The organism is Pantoea sp. EABMAA-21, assembly GCF_030053335.1.
Classification (GTDB): domain Bacteria; phylum Pseudomonadota; class Gammaproteobacteria; order Enterobacterales; family Enterobacteriaceae; genus Pantoea; species Pantoea communis.
Map to the genome: position 1 here is coordinate 363929 of NZ_JASGBX010000003.1, position 16560 is coordinate 380488.

The 16560-nt window shown below is 53.2% G+C and carries 14 protein-coding genes and 3 tRNA genes; 15 read left to right on the top strand and 2 right to left on the bottom strand.

Annotated features, from left to right (window positions below; genetic code table 11):
- The first annotated feature begins 205 nt into the window (after positions 1 to 205).
- From surE to rpoS, 4 genes are all read left to right on the top strand, one after another.
- The gene (gene surE, locus QMZ65_RS07050) at positions 206 to 967 is read left to right on the top strand and encodes a 5'/3'-nucleotidase SurE (protein ID WP_160833128.1); all 762 of its coding nucleotides are present in this window, start codon (positions 206 to 208) and stop codon (positions 965 to 967) included.
- Positions 961 to 1587 carry a protein-L-isoaspartate(D-aspartate) O-methyltransferase gene (locus tag QMZ65_RS07055; RefSeq protein ID WP_097117957.1) on the top strand — a complete coding sequence of 209 codons (627 nt, stop codon included), beginning with the start codon at positions 961 to 963 and terminating at the stop codon, positions 1585 to 1587. Before surE ends, QMZ65_RS07055 begins: the two co-directional genes overlap by 7 nt.
- 166 nt (positions 1588 to 1753) lie before the next feature.
- On the top strand, positions 1754 to 2893 hold the full coding sequence (nlpD, locus tag QMZ65_RS07060; protein ID WP_097117956.1) for a murein hydrolase activator NlpD: 1140 nt from the start codon (positions 1754 to 1756) through the stop codon (positions 2891 to 2893).
- 51 nt (positions 2894 to 2944) lie between these two features.
- Positions 2945 to 3937, top strand: a complete 993-nt coding sequence (gene rpoS, locus QMZ65_RS07065; protein WP_034822992.1) for an RNA polymerase sigma factor RpoS — start codon at positions 2945 to 2947, stop codon at positions 3935 to 3937.
- Between the two features lie 112 nt (positions 3938 to 4049).
- On the opposite strand, the gene mutS is transcribed toward rpoS, so the two are convergent.
- A complete protein-coding gene (gene mutS, locus QMZ65_RS07070) occupies positions 4050 to 6611 on the bottom strand; it encodes a DNA mismatch repair protein MutS (RefSeq protein ID WP_502921519.1) in 2562 nt (853 codons plus the stop codon).
- 348 nt (positions 6612 to 6959) lie between these two features.
- Between mutS and mltB the strand changes: the two genes are divergently transcribed.
- On the top strand, positions 6960 to 8042 hold the full coding sequence (mltB, locus tag QMZ65_RS07075) for a lytic murein transglycosylase B (protein WP_034822196.1): 1083 nt from the start codon (positions 6960 to 6962) through the stop codon (positions 8040 to 8042).
- 86 nt (positions 8043 to 8128) lie between these two features.
- Entirely contained in the window at positions 8129 to 8464 is a 336-nt protein-coding gene (locus QMZ65_RS07080) for a zinc ribbon domain-containing protein YjdM (RefSeq protein WP_034822198.1), read from the top strand.
- 35 nt (positions 8465 to 8499) lie between these two features.
- Here the strand turns inward: QMZ65_RS07080 and QMZ65_RS07085 are convergent, their stop codons facing one another.
- A complete protein-coding gene (locus QMZ65_RS07085; protein WP_097117954.1) occupies positions 8500 to 9387 on the bottom strand; it encodes a dihydrodipicolinate synthase family protein in 888 nt (295 codons plus the stop codon).
- 167 nt (positions 9388 to 9554) lie between these two features.
- Between QMZ65_RS07085 and tam the strand changes: the two genes are divergently transcribed.
- From tam to QMZ65_RS07130, 9 genes are all read left to right on the top strand, one after another.
- Entirely contained in the window at positions 9555 to 10331 is a 777-nt protein-coding gene (gene tam, locus QMZ65_RS07090) for a trans-aconitate 2-methyltransferase (protein ID WP_283215667.1), read from the top strand.
- Positions 10332 to 10433: 102 nt separating this feature from the next.
- Positions 10434 to 10928, top strand: coding sequence for a nicotinamide-nucleotide amidase (gene pncC / locus QMZ65_RS07095; RefSeq protein WP_283215668.1), 495 nt, complete (start codon positions 10434 to 10436; stop codon positions 10926 to 10928).
- 94 nt (positions 10929 to 11022) lie between these two features.
- Complete coding sequence (gene recA / locus QMZ65_RS07100) at positions 11023 to 12093, top strand: recombinase RecA (protein WP_034822205.1); 1071 nt, start codon at positions 11023 to 11025, stop codon at positions 12091 to 12093.
- Positions 12094 to 12202: 109 nt separating this feature from the next.
- A complete protein-coding gene (locus QMZ65_RS07105; protein ID WP_176505750.1) occupies positions 12203 to 12718 on the top strand; it encodes a regulatory protein RecX in 516 nt (171 codons plus the stop codon).
- 134 nt (positions 12719 to 12852) lie between these two features.
- On the top strand, positions 12853 to 15480 hold the full coding sequence (gene alaS, locus QMZ65_RS07110; protein ID WP_097117951.1) for an alanine--tRNA ligase: 2628 nt from the start codon (positions 12853 to 12855) through the stop codon (positions 15478 to 15480).
- A gap of 250 nt (positions 15481 to 15730) precedes the next feature.
- Positions 15731 to 15916 (top strand): carbon storage regulator CsrA, encoded by a 186-nt coding sequence (gene csrA, locus QMZ65_RS07115; RefSeq protein WP_004155916.1) that lies wholly within the window; start codon positions 15731 to 15733, stop codon positions 15914 to 15916.
- A gap of 303 nt (positions 15917 to 16219) precedes the next feature.
- Positions 16220 to 16312: transfer RNA gene (locus QMZ65_RS07120), tRNA-Ser, on the top strand.
- Between the two features lie 8 nt (positions 16313 to 16320).
- Positions 16321 to 16397: transfer RNA gene (locus QMZ65_RS07125), tRNA-Arg, on the top strand.
- A gap of 85 nt (positions 16398 to 16482) precedes the next feature.
- Positions 16483 to 16559: transfer RNA gene (locus QMZ65_RS07130), tRNA-Arg, on the top strand.
- Position 16560 lies beyond the last annotated feature (1 nt).

A 16560-nucleotide genomic window follows, 5' to 3' on the forward strand; every position in this document is an offset into this window, starting at 1 on the left:
CGGCCTCAACGCCGGGTAAATATCTGCTCCGGCTGCATAATGTTGCGGCAAACGCCGGAAGTTCCGTGATTTACGCCTACCACTTCCCGCGCCTCACCGCTAGAATGCAAACATCTTCGTCTCGCCAAATCTTGTTTGTGCGGCACCCCAACAGCGGATGCCCGGCGAGTTGAGGGCCCGTTGAATGAACAAAGGTCAGGAACAGATGCGGATATTGCTCAGCAACGACGATGGAATTCATGCCCCCGGCATTCAGACGCTGGCTCGCGCACTGCGTGAGTTTGCGGAGGTGCAGGTTGTCGCGCCCGATCGCAATCGAAGTGGCGCATCAAATTCTCTGACGTTAGAAACCCCGCTGCGTACTTTTACCCATGAGAATGGTGACATCGCTGTACAGATGGGCACGCCGACGGATTGCGTGTTTCTTGGGGTTAACAAACTGATGCAGCCGCGTCCGGACATTGTGGTTTCAGGCATCAACGCTGGCCCCAATCTGGGTGATGACGTGATTTACTCTGGCACCGTGGCTGCCGCGATGGAAGGGCGCCATCTTGGACTGCCCGCGCTGGCGGTTTCACTCAACGGTCATCAACACTATGCCACCGCTGCTGCGGTGACCTGCGCGCTGTTGCGTGCGTTGTCCCGCGCACCGCTGCGCACCGGGCGTATCCTGAACATCAATGTGCCTGATCTACCGCTAGCGGAAATCAAAGGTTTCCGTGTGACGCGTTGTGGCAGCCGCCATCCGGCCGATCAGGTGATTTGCACGGAAGATCCGCGCGGCCATACCCTGTACTGGATTGGCCCGCCGGGGGACAAACTGGATGCGGGCCCCGACACCGATTTCGCTGCGGTAGATGCAGGTTACGTGTCGTTGACGGCATTGCATGTCGATCTTACGGCACATGCGGCGCAGGAAGTATTAAGCGACTGGTTGATCGAGGCTGAGGTAAATCTCGCATGGTGAACCGGCGCATCGAAACGCTGTTAGAGCAACTGCGTGCGCAGGGTATTCACGATGAGCACCTGTTAAAAGCCATCGCTGATGTCCCGCGTGAACGCTTTATCGATGAGGCGTTTGAGCATAAAGCCTGGGAAAACGTTGCGCTGCCGATTGGCAGTGGGCAGACGATTTCACAGCCCTACATGGTAGCGCGGATGACCGCGTTACTTGAACTGAGCCCGGAATCGCGCGTGCTGGAAATCGGCACCGGTTCGGGCTATCAGACCGCTATTCTGGCCCATCTGGTCAATCACGTTTATTCCGTTGAACGCATTAAAGGGCTGCAATGGCAGGCAAAGCGTCGCCTGAAACAACTCGACCTGCACAATATTTCGACTCGTCATGGTGACGGTTGGCAAGGCTGGGCCGCACGTGGCCCGTTTGATGCCATCATTGTCACCGCTGCACCCCCTGAAATTCCGACTGCGCTGATAGCGCAATTAGGTGAGGGTGGCAAAATGGTGCTGCCAGTCGGCGAAGATCAGCAGGTTTTAAAGCGTTTACGTCGTCAGGGTGGTGAATTAATTGAAGAAATCATCGAACCCGTCCGCTTTGTGCCGTTAGTTCAGGGCGATCTGGCCTGAGCCATTGCTACGTAAATCTTCACAACTGTTACATGGCATGGCGCAGTTGATATTGTTACTATCCTTGTTAATCAATGTGAAAGACCGTATTCCGCCTGTTGCGCAGTGAATCATGCGGTCACAACCACGACACAGTTACATCCAGGATTGCCATAACGGGGGATCAATGAGCACGGGAAGCACAGTATTTCAATTACGCCGTTTGGCGGCACTCTCACTGGTAGGTTTTTGGCTGGCGGGCTGTAGCTCAGGCGACAACACGCAAGCTCCGATTAGCCAGATTGGCGGCGGTGGCGACAGCGGTATGATGTCCTCTGGCGGCGGCATGACCTCCTCACCGAGCAGCGGTGGCATGCTCTCATCGCAGAACAGTACCGTACCAGCCATGCCACACGGCGGAATGTTAAGCGGCGGTACACCATCAGCTGCACCCTCCGGGGGAATGGTTAGTGGCAATAATAATGTTGTCACGCAAAATGGTCGTATCGTGTACAACCGTAATTATGGGAATATTCCTAAAGGTAGTTACGGTGGTGAGACTTACACCGTTAAACGTGGAGATACCCTGTTCTACATTGCCTGGATTACCGGCAATGACTTCCGCGATCTGGCGCAACGCAATAACGTCCCGGCCCCGTATGGCCTGGAAGCGGGGCAAGTCCTGCAGGTTGGCAACGGTAATGGCCAGACCATCACCGGTGGCAATGCGATAACCGCAGCGGATGCGACACAGGGCGGCGTGCCGGTGGCATCCAACCAAACGCAAATTAAATCGGCCCCTGTTGCACAGCAACCTGTTATTACGTATTCTGATGATTCGGGTTCGACAGGCGGTAAAATGCTGCCGTCGAAAGGGGCAAATAATGTGGCAACGACCACAGCTCCGGTTACCGTACCGCCTACAGTCAGCAGCACGACTAACAGCACAACCCCAGTGGGAAGCTGGCGTTGGCCGACTGATGGGAAGATCATCGATAACTTCTCCGCTGCGGAAGGCGGAAACAAAGGGATCGATATCGCCGGTTCGCGTGGACAACCTGTTGTCGCCACTGCTTCAGGAAGGGTGGTATACGCAGGCAACGCGCTCCGTGGGTACGGTAATTTAATCATCATCAAACACAATGATGATTATCTGAGTGCTTACGCCCATAACGATTCCATGCTGGTCCGGGAACAACAGGAAGTTAAGGCGGGGCAAAAAATCGCTACCATGGGTAGTACCGGAACCAGTTCGGTTAGATTACATTTTGAAATTCGTTACAAGGGGAAATCCGTAAACCCGTTGCGTTATTTACCGCAGCGATAATCCGGCAGAACCTTAGGTGTTCTGCCCTTGGATCACGGGTAGGAGCCGCTTATGAACCAGAATACGCTGAAAGTTAACGAGTTACATGAAGATGCGGAATTCGAGGAGAACGGAGCTGAGGTTTTTGATGAGAAGGCTCTCGTTGAGAACGAACCTGGTGATAACGAAGTAGCTGAAGAAGAGCTGTTGTCACAGGGTGCGACGCAACGCGTTTTGGATGCGACGCAGCTTTACCTTGGTGAGATCGGTTACTCTCCACTACTGACAGCGGAAGAAGAAGTGTTCTTCGCTCGTCGTGCACTACGTGGTGACATTCCTTCTCGCCGCCGCATGATTGAAAGTAATTTACGCCTGGTGGTGAAAATTGCCCGTCGTTATAGCAATCGTGGTCTGGCACTGCTGGATCTGATTGAAGAGGGTAATCTCGGCCTGATTCGTGCCGTGGAGAAGTTTGACCCAGAACGTGGGTTCCGTTTCTCAACCTATGCCACCTGGTGGATTCGTCAGACTATTGAACGGGCGATCATGAATCAAACCCGTACTATTCGTCTGCCGATCCACATCGTTAAAGAGTTGAATGTTTATCTGCGTACCGCGCGCGAACTTTCGCATAAGCTTGACCATGAGCCGAGTGCTGAAGAGATTGCCGAGCAGTTAGACAAGCCGGTTGATGATGTAAGCCGTATGCTGCGTCTCAACGAGCGTATTACCTCGGTTGACACACCGCTGGGTGGAGATTCCGAAAAAGCGCTGCTGGATATCCTGGCCGATGAAAAAGACAACGGCCCGGAAGACACCACGCAGGACGATGATATGAAACAAAGCATCGTTAAGTGGTTGTTTGAATTGAATGCCAAGCAGCGTGAAGTGCTGGCGCGTCGTTTCGGCCTGTTAGGCTATGAAGCGGCAACGCTGGAAGATGTGGGGCGTGAGATCGGGTTGACCCGTGAGCGCGTCCGTCAGATTCAGGTTGAAGGTCTGCGCCGTCTGCGTGAAATCCTGCAGACTCAGGGCCTCAACATTGAAGCACTGTTTCGCGAATAAGCCGTAATCGGCAATAAAAAACGGTGACCCTTGGGTCACCGTTTTTTTATGTGCGTTATCAGGCCGTTACGCTAATGAGCAACGTCATTACCCGCCGCTCATTAAAATTGAACTAGACCAATGTTTTAAGGCGGTAAATCCACTCCAGCGCCTGTTTTGGCGTGAGACTATCAGGGTCCAACGCTTCCAGTGCGTCTACGGCTGGCGATGTTTCTGCCACCAGCAGCTGCATTTGCGATCCTTCTACAGTGGATGCCGCAGAACTGCCGGAGAGCGCTTCCAGCTCTTTCAGCTTGTTGCGCGCACGTTTGATCACGTCTTTCGGCACACCCGCTAATGCAGCAACTGCTAAACCATAGCTTTTGCTGGCTGCACCATCTTGTACGCTGTGCATAAATGCAATGGTATCGCCATGCTCCATGGCATCAAGATGCACATTCACTACGCCTTCCATTTTTTCCGGCAGGGTCGTAAGTTCGAAGTAGTGGGTTGCAAACAGTGTCATCGCTTTGATGCGGTTTGCCAGGCTCTCCGCACAAGCCCATGCCAGCGACAGCCCATCGTAGGTCGATGTGCCGCGACCGATTTCATCCATCAACACCAGGCTGTTCTCCGTGGCGTTGTGCAAGATATTGGCCGTTTCGGTCATTTCAACCATAAAGGTTGAGCGCCCTGAAGCCAGGTCATCAGCCGCACCGACACGAGTGAAAATGCGATCAATAGGACCAATCACGGTTTCTTCGGCTGGCACATAGCTGCCAATCCACGCCATTAGCGCAATCAACGCAGTCTGACGCATGTAGGTACTTTTACCGCCCATATTCGGACCGGTGATGATCAACATGCGGCGCTGATTTGACAGCGATAGCGGGTTAGCAATAAACGGTTCTTTCAGAACCTGCTCCACGACAGGGTGGCGACCCGCGGTGATGCGGATACCGGCTTTTTCCTGCAGTACCGGGCGGCAGTAATTCAGTGTCCAGGCGCGTTCTGCCAGGTTAGCCAACACATCCAGTTCAGCCAGCGCCGCGGCACTGATCTGCAGTGCTTCAAGATGTGGCAGCAACTGATCGAGTAACGCTTCGTACAGGCCTTTTTCCAGCGCTAGCGCTTTGCCTTTTGAGGTCAGTACCTTGTCTTCATACTCTTTCAATTCAGGAATGATGTAGCGCTCGGCGTTCTTCAGCGTCTGACGGCGTACATAGTGAATCGGCACCAAGTGGCTTTGGCCGCGGCTGACCTGAATGTAGTAACCATGAATTGCGTTAAAACCCACCTTTAAAGTATCCAGCCCTAGCTTCTCTCGTTCGCGAATTTCCAGGCGGTCGAGATAATCAGTGGCACCGTCGGCCAGCGCACGCCATTCATCTAATTCAGCGTTATAGCCGGGCGCAATCACACCCCCGTCACGCACCAGCACGGGAGGGGATTCAATGACGGCTAGTTCCAGCAGCTCGCGTAGTTCAGTAAATTCACCCATCTGCGAACGCAGATTGACCAGTTGAGTCGCCTCGACACCTTCCAGCTGATGGTTTAATTCCGGCAACTGCTGGAAGGCATGCCGCATGCGAGCTAAATCACGCGGGCGCGCGGTGCGCAGTGCCAGACGCGCCAGGATGCGTTCCAAATCGCCCACCTGGCGCAGTACTGGCTGTAATGCTTCACTCAGAGATTGCAGTTCGGCAATCGATTCCTGGCGACGACTGATGGTGGTGACATCGCGCAGCGGCATATGCAGCCAGCGCTTCAGCATACGGCTTCCCATCGGGGTGACGGTTTTATCCAGCACCGCAGCCAGGGTATTGTCGATACCTCCCGCCAGGTTTTGCGTGATTTCCAGGTTGCGGCGAGTGGCTGCATCCATGATGACGCTGTCCTGCTGGCGCTCCATACTTAACGAGCGAATATGTGGCAGGGAGGTGCGTTGGGTATCCTTAACATATTGAAGCAGACAACCCGCAGCGCGTAGCGCCAGATGAGCCTGTTCAACACCAAAGCCGCTAAGATCACGCGTGCCGAATTGCAGGTTTAACTGCTGGCGTGCGGTGTCGATTTCATATTCCCATAGCGGACGACGGCGCAGACCACGACGCTGATCGATCAGCGCCATGGCCTGGAAATCTTCGGGATAGAGCAGTTCAGCAGGATTAGTGCGCTGGAGTTCTGCCGCCATGGTCTCCTGGTCGACAGGTTCGCTCAGGCGAAAACGCCCCGAGCTGATATCGAGGGTGGCATAACCAAACCCGCGCTGGCTCTGGAAGATGGCCGCCAGTAAGTTGTCCTGACGCTCCTGCAGCAGCGCTTCATCACTGATGGTGCCTGGTGTCACAATGCGCACGACTTTACGCTCAACCGGTCCTTTGCTCAGTGCCGGGTCGCCAATCTGTTCGCAGATCGCCACGGATTCACCGAGCTGGACCAGTTTTGCCAGATAACCTTCAACAGCATGATAGGGCACGCCCGCCATCGGGATGGGTTCACCCGCTGACGCGCCGCGTTTCGTGAGTGAAATCTCCAGCAGTTGGGAGGCTCGCCTGGCGTCGTCGTAGAACAGCTCGTAAAAATCGCCCATGCGATAAAACAGCAGGATTTCGGGATGGTCAGCCTTCAGGCGCAGGTATTGCTGCATCATGGGCGTGTGGCCAGTAAAGTCCATTTGCGCTGCTCCTTTCATCTCGTTTTCGCTCAAAATTCACTCGTTCAATCATGGCTGCCCGATATGAGCAGGCCAGTGTGGTGCGTTATCTCACAGACGGATAACCAAGGCGCAGATATTAACATTTTGCCCTGCGCGCATCATCCGGCTGCAATGGATTCTGGCTGCCGACCTTAACAAATTGCGATAAGCAGTAAAAAGTAAAATTGGGCGATAAAGATAAAGTGTGGAGCAGTTCCGCAAATTTTCGCTGCAACCCACTGAAACCAGGGAATAGCGGCGTAAATTTAAGATATTGCTCTGTATCCCGCTTTGATGAACGATTACCATGTTGGCTTCCGGTTTCATCTGGCTTATGGATATCTAATGCGTTTTAAGGTTGCTTTTCTTCCACTTATCGCCTTGCTTGCTGCCTGCAGCAGTAAGCCTGCAACCCAGCAGCAAACCGCCGTTGTGCCTGCACCAAAAGGTGGTTTTTTACTGGAACCTTCACACGCCGTTCAGCCGATGTTTGGTGATTTCGCAGGGAATCCAGCGGCTGAGCAGTTTATTGATCAAATGGTGGCAAAACACGGTTTTAACCGTGATCAACTGCACGCCGTGATTGGCCAGGCGAAGCGTCTTGATTACGTGCTGCGCCTGATGGATCAACAAGCACCAAGCTACACGCCTCCGACGGGGCCAAACGGCGCCTGGATCCGCTACCGTAATAAATTCATCACGCCAGATAATGTGCAAAATGGTGTGGCGTTCTGGGATCAATATCAGGACGCGCTGCAACGCGCTCAGCAGGTTTATGGTGTGCCGCCGGAGATCATTGTCGGAATCATTGGTGTGGAAACACGCTGGGGTCGGGTGATGGGCAAAACGCGTCTGCTGGATGCGCTGGCCACCTTATCCTTTAGCTATCCTCGTCGCGCGGCCTACTTCAGCGGCGAACTGGAAACCTTCCTGCTGATGGCGCGCACTGAACAGGATGATCCGCTGGATCTGCGCGGTTCCTTTGCGGGTGCAATGGGGTACGGCCAGTTTATGCCGTCTTCCTATAAAGAGTATGCGGTCGACTTCAATGGTGATGGCCACATTAACCTGTGGGATCCTGTGGATGCGATTGGTAGCGTAGCAAATTACTTTAAAGAGCACGGCTGGCGGGCAGGGCAGAATGTTGCCGTACCGGCAAGCGGGCAGGCTCCTGCACTGGAAAATGGGTTTAAAACGCTTTATCCGGTGAATACGCTGATGGCGAGTGGCCTGACGCCGCAAGGATCGCTGGATGGTAATAACCAGGCGAGTCTGCTGCGCCTTGATCTTGGCACCAGTTATCAATATTGGTATGGCCTGCCTAACTTCTATGTCATCACGCGTTATAACCACAGCACACACTATGCCATGGCGGTATGGCAATTGGGTCAGGCAGTGGCGAAAGCGCGTCAGGGCAACATGCTTTAATGCTGTCCTTATAAAGAGTGAGGGTATAAGATGGCGCCCCTTTTGCGGTGCCATCTTCACCGCCTTTCGACTTCTGAGGAATGCTCATGACAACATTACCTGCTTGCCCTGTGTGCCAGGCTGATTATACCTGGCAGGATGGTGAGAACCTGAACTGCCCATCTTGTGGCCATATCTGGTCACCGAGTGCTGATGCAGCATCGGATGGTTTGGTGGTGCGGGATGCCAATGGCAATCTGCTGGCTGATGGGGACAGCGTTACCGTAGTCAAAGATCTCAAGGTGAAAGGCAGTTCTTCAACCCTGAAGATTGGCACCAAAGTGAAAAGCATTCGTCTGGTTGAAGGCGACCACAACATTGATTGCAAAATCGATGGTTTTGGCCCGATGAAACTCAAATCTGAGTTTGTTAAAAAGAACTGAGAACGGGACGGCTGCCCGGCCGTCCCTTAATGTGATCACATCAGCAAACGATCCAGCTCTGCGCACTGCTCAACCGTGAGTTCACCGCCATAATTACGTGAATGGCTGCTCATAGAATCATATTTGCGCGCCACTGCGGTTTTGATGGTCGTGACAAAGTCATCGCCGATGGTGTAAATCGCCATCAGCTTACCAATACGCTGTTGAATTTGTGCCAACTGCGCTAACTCTCCCGCTCGCCATGCGTGCATCGCCTCGGCAAACAACTCCGGCACTATGTTGTTTAAGCCGGAAATCACCCCGGCACCGCCGGCCAGCAAATTAGGCAGAAGATATTCGTCATACCCTGAAAGCACGGTGAAATCAGGGCGAACCTTTTTGGTTTCTTCAATCAGGGCCCGATTGTGTGAAAGACAATCCATGGTGTCTTTAATGCCGATAAACTGCGGCAGTTCAGCGGCTAATTCTGCTACCAATGCCGGCGTTAAATCGCAACCGGTACGCGCCGGAAAGTTGTAGGCAAACCACTTGCCGCCTAACTGTTTATCCAGTGCTTTAAAGTAGCTCAACAGCTGTTTCTGCGTTTGCCCATAGTAGTAGGGCGGCAAAACCATCACGGCGTCATAACCGTTTTGCCAGGCGGCTTCAGCGAGCTGCAACATGTCGGGAACGCAGGTACTTGAGATATTCGCGACCATGGTCAGTGGCGAAAGCTGACGAGCTTCGCGAATCAGCATCAGCCGTTCCTGTTGGGTCAGCGAAGCAAACTCCCCGATACTGCCCATCAGCAACAGCGTATCAATCCCCGAGGCGTTCAGGCGCGCAAAGTGGCGGCCCAGCGCATCAATGTCGAGCTTATTATCTTGATCGAAAGGGGTAAGTGAAGGACACCAGACGCCGGTTAATTCAGGTTGTGAAGCCATAACGCGATCCTCGTTTTTTAAAAATGAAACATTGTTTTAACTTAGTGCTCGTGACTGACATTAACCAGTGACAGAGGGTAAAAAGGTGAGACATCGCACTTTTCTCTTCGCTTAGCGATTGAGAAAACAGGTAGTGTGATGCTCTTCAGCCAGACAGGAGCGTTGCCATGCAAGACTGGAATCCACAGCTGTATCGTCAATTTGAATCGGAACGCACGCGCCCTGCGCGTGAACTGTTAGAACGTATTCCTCTTACCGACGTGCATTTCGCGACTGACCTCGGATGCGGTCCCGGCAACAGCACTGAGCTGCTGGCGCAAGCGTGGCCAGGCGCGGTGATTACAGGCATCGATAGCTCTGCAGCCATGCTGGAACAAGCGCAAGAGCGGTTACCTGCCTGCACTTTTCTGCAGGCGGATATTCGTACCTGGCAGGCGAGCCAGCCACAGCAGGTCATCTATGCGAATGCTTCGCTGCAGTGGTTAACCGATCACTACACGCTGCTGCCGCATTTGGTTGAACAGCTGGATATCGGTGGCGCTCTGGCGATACAGATGCCGGACAATCTTGAAGAAGCCTCTCACAGCTTGATGCGTAAGGTTGCGTCTAGTGAACGCTGGCAGGCACATATCTCGCCACAGGCCGCGGATCGCAAACGCCTGCTGAGCACGGAACAATATTATGATTTACTGAGTGATGCTGGCTGTCAGGTGGACATCTGGCGTACCACGTACTATCACCCGATGGCCGATGCGCAGGCCATCATTACCTGGCTCCGTGCCACGGGCTTGCGTCCTTTCCTCGCTGGATTGACCGAACAGCAACAAGCGGATTTTCTGCATGACTATCATCAGGCATTAATGCCGGCTTATCCCCCACGCACCAACGGCCAGGTTTTGTTAGCTTTCCCACGCTTATTCATGGTGGCAGTGAGAACGCTTTAAAATTGCTGGAAGCGGTTGCGCAAATTGGTGCGGCAGAGGTTGAAAAGGGTGCTCTGTTGCACCATTTATGGCTAACGCGCAGCGCCAAAACAGGAGAAGGCGATGAACGACCAACAGTGGCAGCAGCTCAGCCAGCGTATTGGCGAACAGCTGAAGAAACGCGAGGCAACGGTGACCGCGGCGGAATCTTGCACCGGTGGCTGGATCGCCAAAGTGTTTACCGATATCAGTGGCAGCTCTGCCTGGTTTGAGCGGGGTTTCGTGACCTACAGCAACGAAGCCAAACAGCAGATGGTGGGCGTGCAGGCAGCGACTCTGGCGCAGTATGGCGCGGTCAGTGAGCAAACTGTGCGTGAGATGGCTCAAGGTGCCTGCAATGCCGCCGCCGCCGAGTTTGGCATTGCTGTGAGCGGGATTGCGGGGCCAGATGGTGGTTCGGCAGAAAAGCCAGTGGGTACAGTGTGGTTTGCCATTGCCGGACCTGGCGATCGTGTTCTGGCGCAGCGGCAGATCTTTGCCGGAGACCGTGACGCGGTGCGTCGGCAATCCGTCAGCTGGGCGCTGCAAACACTGCTTGATGAATTTCTGACAAATTAAACTTGATACTGTATGGTCATACAGTATAATTACCGGCAACAGAACGAGCAGGCACACAATGATGTCGGCTTACCCAGCATGATTAGGAGTGGAAATGGCGATTGACGAGAACAAACAGAAAGCTTTAGCTGCCGCGCTGGGCCAGATTGAGAAACAATTTGGCAAAGGCTCGATCATGCGCTTGGGTGAAGACCGCTCAATGGACGTAGAAACCATCTCAACCGGTTCACTGTCACTGGATATCGCGTTGGGTGCTGGTGGCTTGCCGATGGGGCGTATCGTTGAGATCTACGGACCAGAATCTTCCGGTAAAACCACGCTGACGCTGCAGGTGATTGCCGCTGCACAGCGTAAAGGTAAAACCTGTGCCTTTATCGATGCTGAACATGCGCTTGATCCGGTGTATGCCAAAAAACTCGGCGTTGATATCGACAATCTGCTGTGTTCGCAGCCGGACACCGGTGAACAAGCGCTGGAGATTTGTGATGCGTTAGCTCGCTCCGGTGCCGTTGATGTGATCATCGTGGACTCCGTTGCGGCACTGACGCCGAAAGCGGAAATCGAAGGTGAAATCGGTGATTCGCACATGGGTCTGGCCGCACGTATGATGAGCCAGGCGATGCGTAAGTTAGCGGGTAACCTGAAGCAGTCCAACACGCTGCTGATCTTTATCAACCAGATTCGTATGAAAATTGGTGTGATGTTTGGTAACCCAGAAACCACCACCGGTGGTAACGCGCTGAAATTCTATGCTTCTGTTCGTCTTGATATCCGCCGTATCGGTGCGATTAAAGAGGGCGATGAAGTGGTCGGTAGCGAAACCCGCGTAAAAGTGGTGAAGAACAAAATCGCTGCGCCATTTAAGCAGGCTGAATTCCAGATTATGTACGGTGAAGGCATCAACACCTTTGGCGAGTTGGTGGATCTCGGCGTGAAACACAAACTGGTTGAGAAAGCCGGTGCGTGGTACAGCTACAACGGCGAAAAGATTGGTCAAGGTAAAGCGAACTCGACCAACTTCCTGAAAGAGAACCCAGCGATTGCTAACGAGATCGATAAGAAGTTACGCGATTTGCTGCTGACGGGTGCAACGGCTGGAGCGGGTGCAGCAGAAATCTCTGCTGATGACTACGAAGAAGCTAGCGAAACCAACGAAGATTTCTAAGATACCCACCACGGGAGCAGCGATGCTCCCGTTTGCTTTTCCCCGTCAACACTTCCCCTGATCGTCTTCTTGCTTTACCCTGCGCAACAGTCAGAACAAGGTCAAATTCATGTCATCATCACCTTCAACGGCTTCGGTGCCGACATTTTCCCGTTTGCTGGATCGTGCCATGCGTGTGCTATCGCAGCGTGACCACAGCCGTGACGAATTGAAGCGTAAGCTGCAACTCTCTTCTCAGCGTGCGGCTTATCTGAAGCAAGAAGAAAATGTGCCGATACCGGATGAGCTGCTGGAAAAGGTCCTCGACTGGTGCCAGGAGAGTGGCTGGCTCAACGACCAGCGCTTCACCGAACGCTTTATCCAAAGTCGCGCACGGAAAGGTTACGGCTCACAGCGCGTGCGTATGGAATTGCAACAGAAGGGCATCAGCCGCGATGAGATCAATCAGGCGATGATGGATACTGAAGTGGACTGGAGTCAATGTGCGGCCGATTTGGCTAAGCGTAAGTTTGGTGATCCTCTGCCGCAAACCTGGGCTGAGAAAAGCAAAGTACAGCGCTTTTTAATGTCTAAAGGCTTTATGATGGAAGATATTCAGGCAGTTTTCAGAAATATTGACGACTGAAAGGCGATGGGATTTTACTTCCCACTGAAGAAAATTTATCTTATTCCCACTTTTTGTTCCTCAATCAGCGGTAAACCTGCAGATGTGGTTTGCCCGCGAAAGGGAACGTTCGTTAGCGTGATTCCAGGAATTATATGAGCAAGAGCACTGCTGAGATCCGTCAAGCGTTTCTCGACTTTTTTCATAGCAAGGGACATCAGGTTGTAGCCAGCAGCTCCCTCGTACCGAACAACGACCCAACGTTGCTGTTTACCAATGCGGGAATGGTGCAGTTTAAAGACGTTTTCCTCGGTCAGGATAAACGCGATTATGCACGCGCAACCACGTCTCAGCGTTGCGTGCGTGCCGGTGGTAAGCACAACGATCTTGAGAACGTTGGTTACACCGCTCGTCACCACACCTTCTTTGAAATGCTGGGTAACTTCAGCTTTGGCGACTACTTCAAGAAAGAAGCGATTGCTTATGCCTGGGAACTGCTGACGGGTGAGCAGTGGTTCAAGCTGCCGAAAGAACGTCTGTGGGTCACCGTTTATGAAACCGATGATGAAGCCTTCGAAATCTGGGCTAACGATGTCGGTGTGCCGCGCGAGCGCATCATTCGCATCGGCGATAACAAAGGCAGCGCCTACGCGTCTGATAACTTCTGGCAGATGGGTGATACCGGTCCTTGTGGTCCGTGCACCGAAATTTTCTACGATCACGGCGACCATATCTGGGGGGGCCCACCGGGCAGCCCGGAAGAAGATGGCGATCGCTATATTGAGATCTGGAACATCGTCTTCATGCAGTTCAACCGTCAGGCCGACGGCACCATGGAACCTCTGCCGAAGCCTTCTGTTGATACCGGTATGGGCCTGGAGCGCATCGCTGCGGTACTGCAGCACGTTAACTCCAACTATGAAATCGATCTGTTTGCCAAGCTGATCAAGGCTGTTGCTCAGGTAACCGGTGCGACCGACCTCAACAATAAATCGTTGCGCGTCATCGCTGACCACATCCGTTCCTGTGCATTCCTGATCGCTGATGGCGTCATCCCGTCGAATGAAAACCGTGGCTACGTGCTGCGCCGTATCATTCGTCGTGCAGTGCGTCATGGCAATATGTTGGGAGCTAAAGAAGCCTTCTTCTACAAACTGGTTGCGCCATTGATCGATGTCATGGGTGATGCCGGTGAAGACCTGAAACGTCAGCAGAAGCATGTTGAAAATGCCCTGAAAAATGAAGAAGAGCAGTTCGCTAAAACGCTGGAACGCGGCCTGGCTTTACTGGATGAAGAGTTGGCCAATCTGCAAGGTGATACGCTGGATGGCGAAACGGTCTTCCGTCTGTATGACACCTTTGGTTTCCCGGCGGATTTGACCGCTGACGTCTGCCGCGAGCGCAATCTGAAGATTGATGAAGCGGGTTTCGAAACAGCCATGGAACAGCAGCGCCAGCGTGCGCGTGAGGCCAGTGGTTTTGGCGCGGACTACAACAGTGTGATTCGCTTTGATGCCGCCACTGACTTCAAAGGCTATGACCAACTGCAGGCTGAAGGCACCGTGCTGGCGCTGTTCGTTGGCGGTCAGCAGGTTGAGCAGATCGCGGCTGGCCAGGAAGCGGTAGTGATTCTGGATCAAACACCATTCTATGGCGAGTCAGGTGGCCAGGTGGGCGATACCGGTGTGCTAACTGGGCAGAATGCTGAATTCAGTGTCCAGGATACACAGAAGTATGGCAAAGCCTTTGGTCATATCGGTAAGCTCAACAGCGGTGAGCTACGTGTGGGTGACCGCCTCAATGCACAAGTGGATGAAGAGCGCCGTGCTCGTATTATTCTCAACCACTCCGCAACGCATCTGATGCATGAAGCGTTACGTGAAGTATTGGGCGATCATGTCGGTCAGAAAGGCTCACTCAACAACGATAAATACCTGCGCTTCGACTTCTCTCATACCGAAGCGATGAAGCCAGAGCAGATTCGCACCGTTGAAGATATCGTTAATACCCAGATTCGTCGCAATTTACTCATCCAGACTGAAGTAATGGATCTGGATGAAGCGAAAGCGCGCGGCGCAACGGCGTTGTTCGGTGAGAAGTATGAACAGCGTGTGCGCGTGGTTAGCATGGGTGAATATTCCGTTGAGCTGTGCGGTGGTACGCACGCAGCGCGCACTGGCGACATTGGCCTGTTCCGCATTCAGTCTGAATCCGGCACGGCGGCAGGTGTGCGTCGTATTGAAGCGCTGACGGGTGAAGGCGCGATTGCTCAGCTGCATGCGCAGAGCGATCAGATATCTGAGATTGCTCAGGTGGTTAAAGCCAACAGCAGTAATCTGAATGAGAAAGTGCGCGGCCTGGTTGATCATGTCCGCGCGCTGGAAAAAGAACTGCAGCAGCTACGCGATCAGCAAGCGGCGCAAGAGAGTGCCTCGCTGAGCAGTAAAGCGATGGACGTGAAGGGGACCAAACTGCTGGTCAGCGAGCTTAACAACGTTGAGCCGAAGATGCTTCGCACCATGATGGATGACCTGAAGAATCAGCTCGGATCGGCCATCATTGTGCTGGCAACGGTCGCTGAAGGTAAGGTTTCACTGATTGCTGGGGTGACTAAAGACCTGACTGACCGCGTCAAAGCGGGTGAGCTGGTCGGCGAACTGGCCGCTCAGGTTGGCGGAAAAGGTGGCGGTCGTCCTGATATGGCTCAGGCGGGTGGTACAAACCCTGAGGCACTGGCTGGCGCACTGGCTGGCGTGTCGGAGTGGGTGAGTAACCGACTGTAACGAATTAAAATTCAGCATCGTGAATAGCGCCAGAACCCCCGTGTTCTGGCGCTTTTTAACGCGGTGTGCACCCGATAATGACAAAGTCCGGTTGATGTAGTGTATTTCGGCTAAACTAACTATCAGCAGAATGTATTGGCGTGGCGATGCACAATGGTGTATTTGTCATAGACATTGTTCAGCGTTATATGATGGATATGGCCGGGAGACCGAACAGGCCCGACTCTTTTAATCTTTCAAGGAGCAAAGAATGCTTATTCTAACTCGTCGAGTTGGTGAAACCCTCATGATTGGCGATGAGGTGACTGTAACGGTGCTGGGTGTTAAAGGTAACCAGGTCCGTATTGGCGTCAATGCGCCTAAAGAAGTTTCGGTGCATCGCGAAGAAATCTATCAGCGTATCCAGGCCGAAAAAACTCAGCAAACGAGTTACTAACGGATTCAGCGCCTCGCATCCTGCGAGGCGCTACCGCTTTTATCCTCCCATCTTCATTTTTTCCGCCCTGAACCTCATTTTCTTTCTTCCCATTTTGTTAACTGCAACGTGCTTTCGCTGTTGATTAATCACTCTTTTTGTCGGCAAAACATCCTAATTGCGCGTCATTTGTGCAAACAGAACGATATCCAGAAAAAGTCGGGAAAAATTGTTTGACTTATAAGTGCGGGAAAGTAATATGTGCGCCACGCAGTGCCGATGAGCAGAAACAAGTTCAGAAGCACGGTTCGGAAGAACGCGTAAGGTGAGGTGGCCGAGAGGCTGAAGGCGCTCCCCTGCTAAGGGAGTATGCGGTCAAAAGCTGCATCCGGGGTTCGAATCCCCGCCTCACCGCCATTTCCGATGCATCCATAGCTCAGCTGGATAGAGTACTCGGCTACGAACCGAGCGGTCGGAGGTTCGAATCCTCCTGGATGCACCATTCGGAAAACTGAAGTAAGAGTGAACGAGCAGTTCCTTTCATGGTGAGTTGTCAGCACCCTGCGTTGTACAAGAATTAACTCGATGCATCCATAGCTCAGCTGGATAGAGTACTCGGCTACGAACCGAGCGGTCGGAGGTTCGAATCCTCCTGGATGCACCAT

What these genes read in the sequence shown, in the direction of transcription:
- QMZ65_RS07105 (WP_176505750.1), top strand. Translation starts at nt 12,203, where the DNA reads ATGTCATCATCACCTTCAACGGCTTCGGTGCCGACATTTTCCCGTTTG.
- csrA (WP_004155916.1), top strand. Translation starts at nt 15,731, where the DNA reads ATGCTTATTCTAACTCGTCGAGTTGGTGAAACCCTCATGATTGGCGAT.
- QMZ65_RS07085 (WP_097117954.1), bottom strand. Translation starts at nt 9,387, where the DNA reads ATGGCTTCACAACCTGAATTAACCGGCGTCTGGTGTCCTTCACTTACC.
- alaS (WP_097117951.1), top strand. Translation starts at nt 12,853, where the DNA reads ATGAGCAAGAGCACTGCTGAGATCCGTCAAGCGTTTCTCGACTTTTTT.
- pncC (WP_283215668.1), top strand. Translation starts at nt 10,434, where the DNA reads ATGAACGACCAACAGTGGCAGCAGCTCAGCCAGCGTATTGGCGAACAG.
- mutS (WP_502921519.1), bottom strand. Translation starts at nt 6,611, where the DNA reads ATGAAAGGAGCAGCGCAAATGGACTTTACTGGCCACACGCCCATGATG.
- tam (WP_283215667.1), top strand. Translation starts at nt 9,555, where the DNA reads ATGCAAGACTGGAATCCACAGCTGTATCGTCAATTTGAATCGGAACGC.
- QMZ65_RS07055 (WP_097117957.1), top strand. Translation starts at nt 961, where the DNA reads ATGGTGAACCGGCGCATCGAAACGCTGTTAGAGCAACTGCGTGCGCAG.
- recA (WP_034822205.1), top strand. Translation starts at nt 11,023, where the DNA reads ATGGCGATTGACGAGAACAAACAGAAAGCTTTAGCTGCCGCGCTGGGC.
- nlpD (WP_097117956.1), top strand. Translation starts at nt 1,754, where the DNA reads ATGAGCACGGGAAGCACAGTATTTCAATTACGCCGTTTGGCGGCACTC.
- surE (WP_160833128.1), top strand. Translation starts at nt 206, where the DNA reads ATGCGGATATTGCTCAGCAACGACGATGGAATTCATGCCCCCGGCATT.
- mltB (WP_034822196.1), top strand. Translation starts at nt 6,960, where the DNA reads ATGCGTTTTAAGGTTGCTTTTCTTCCACTTATCGCCTTGCTTGCTGCC.
- rpoS (WP_034822992.1), top strand. Translation starts at nt 2,945, where the DNA reads ATGAACCAGAATACGCTGAAAGTTAACGAGTTACATGAAGATGCGGAA.
- QMZ65_RS07080 (WP_034822198.1), top strand. Translation starts at nt 8,129, where the DNA reads ATGACAACATTACCTGCTTGCCCTGTGTGCCAGGCTGATTATACCTGG.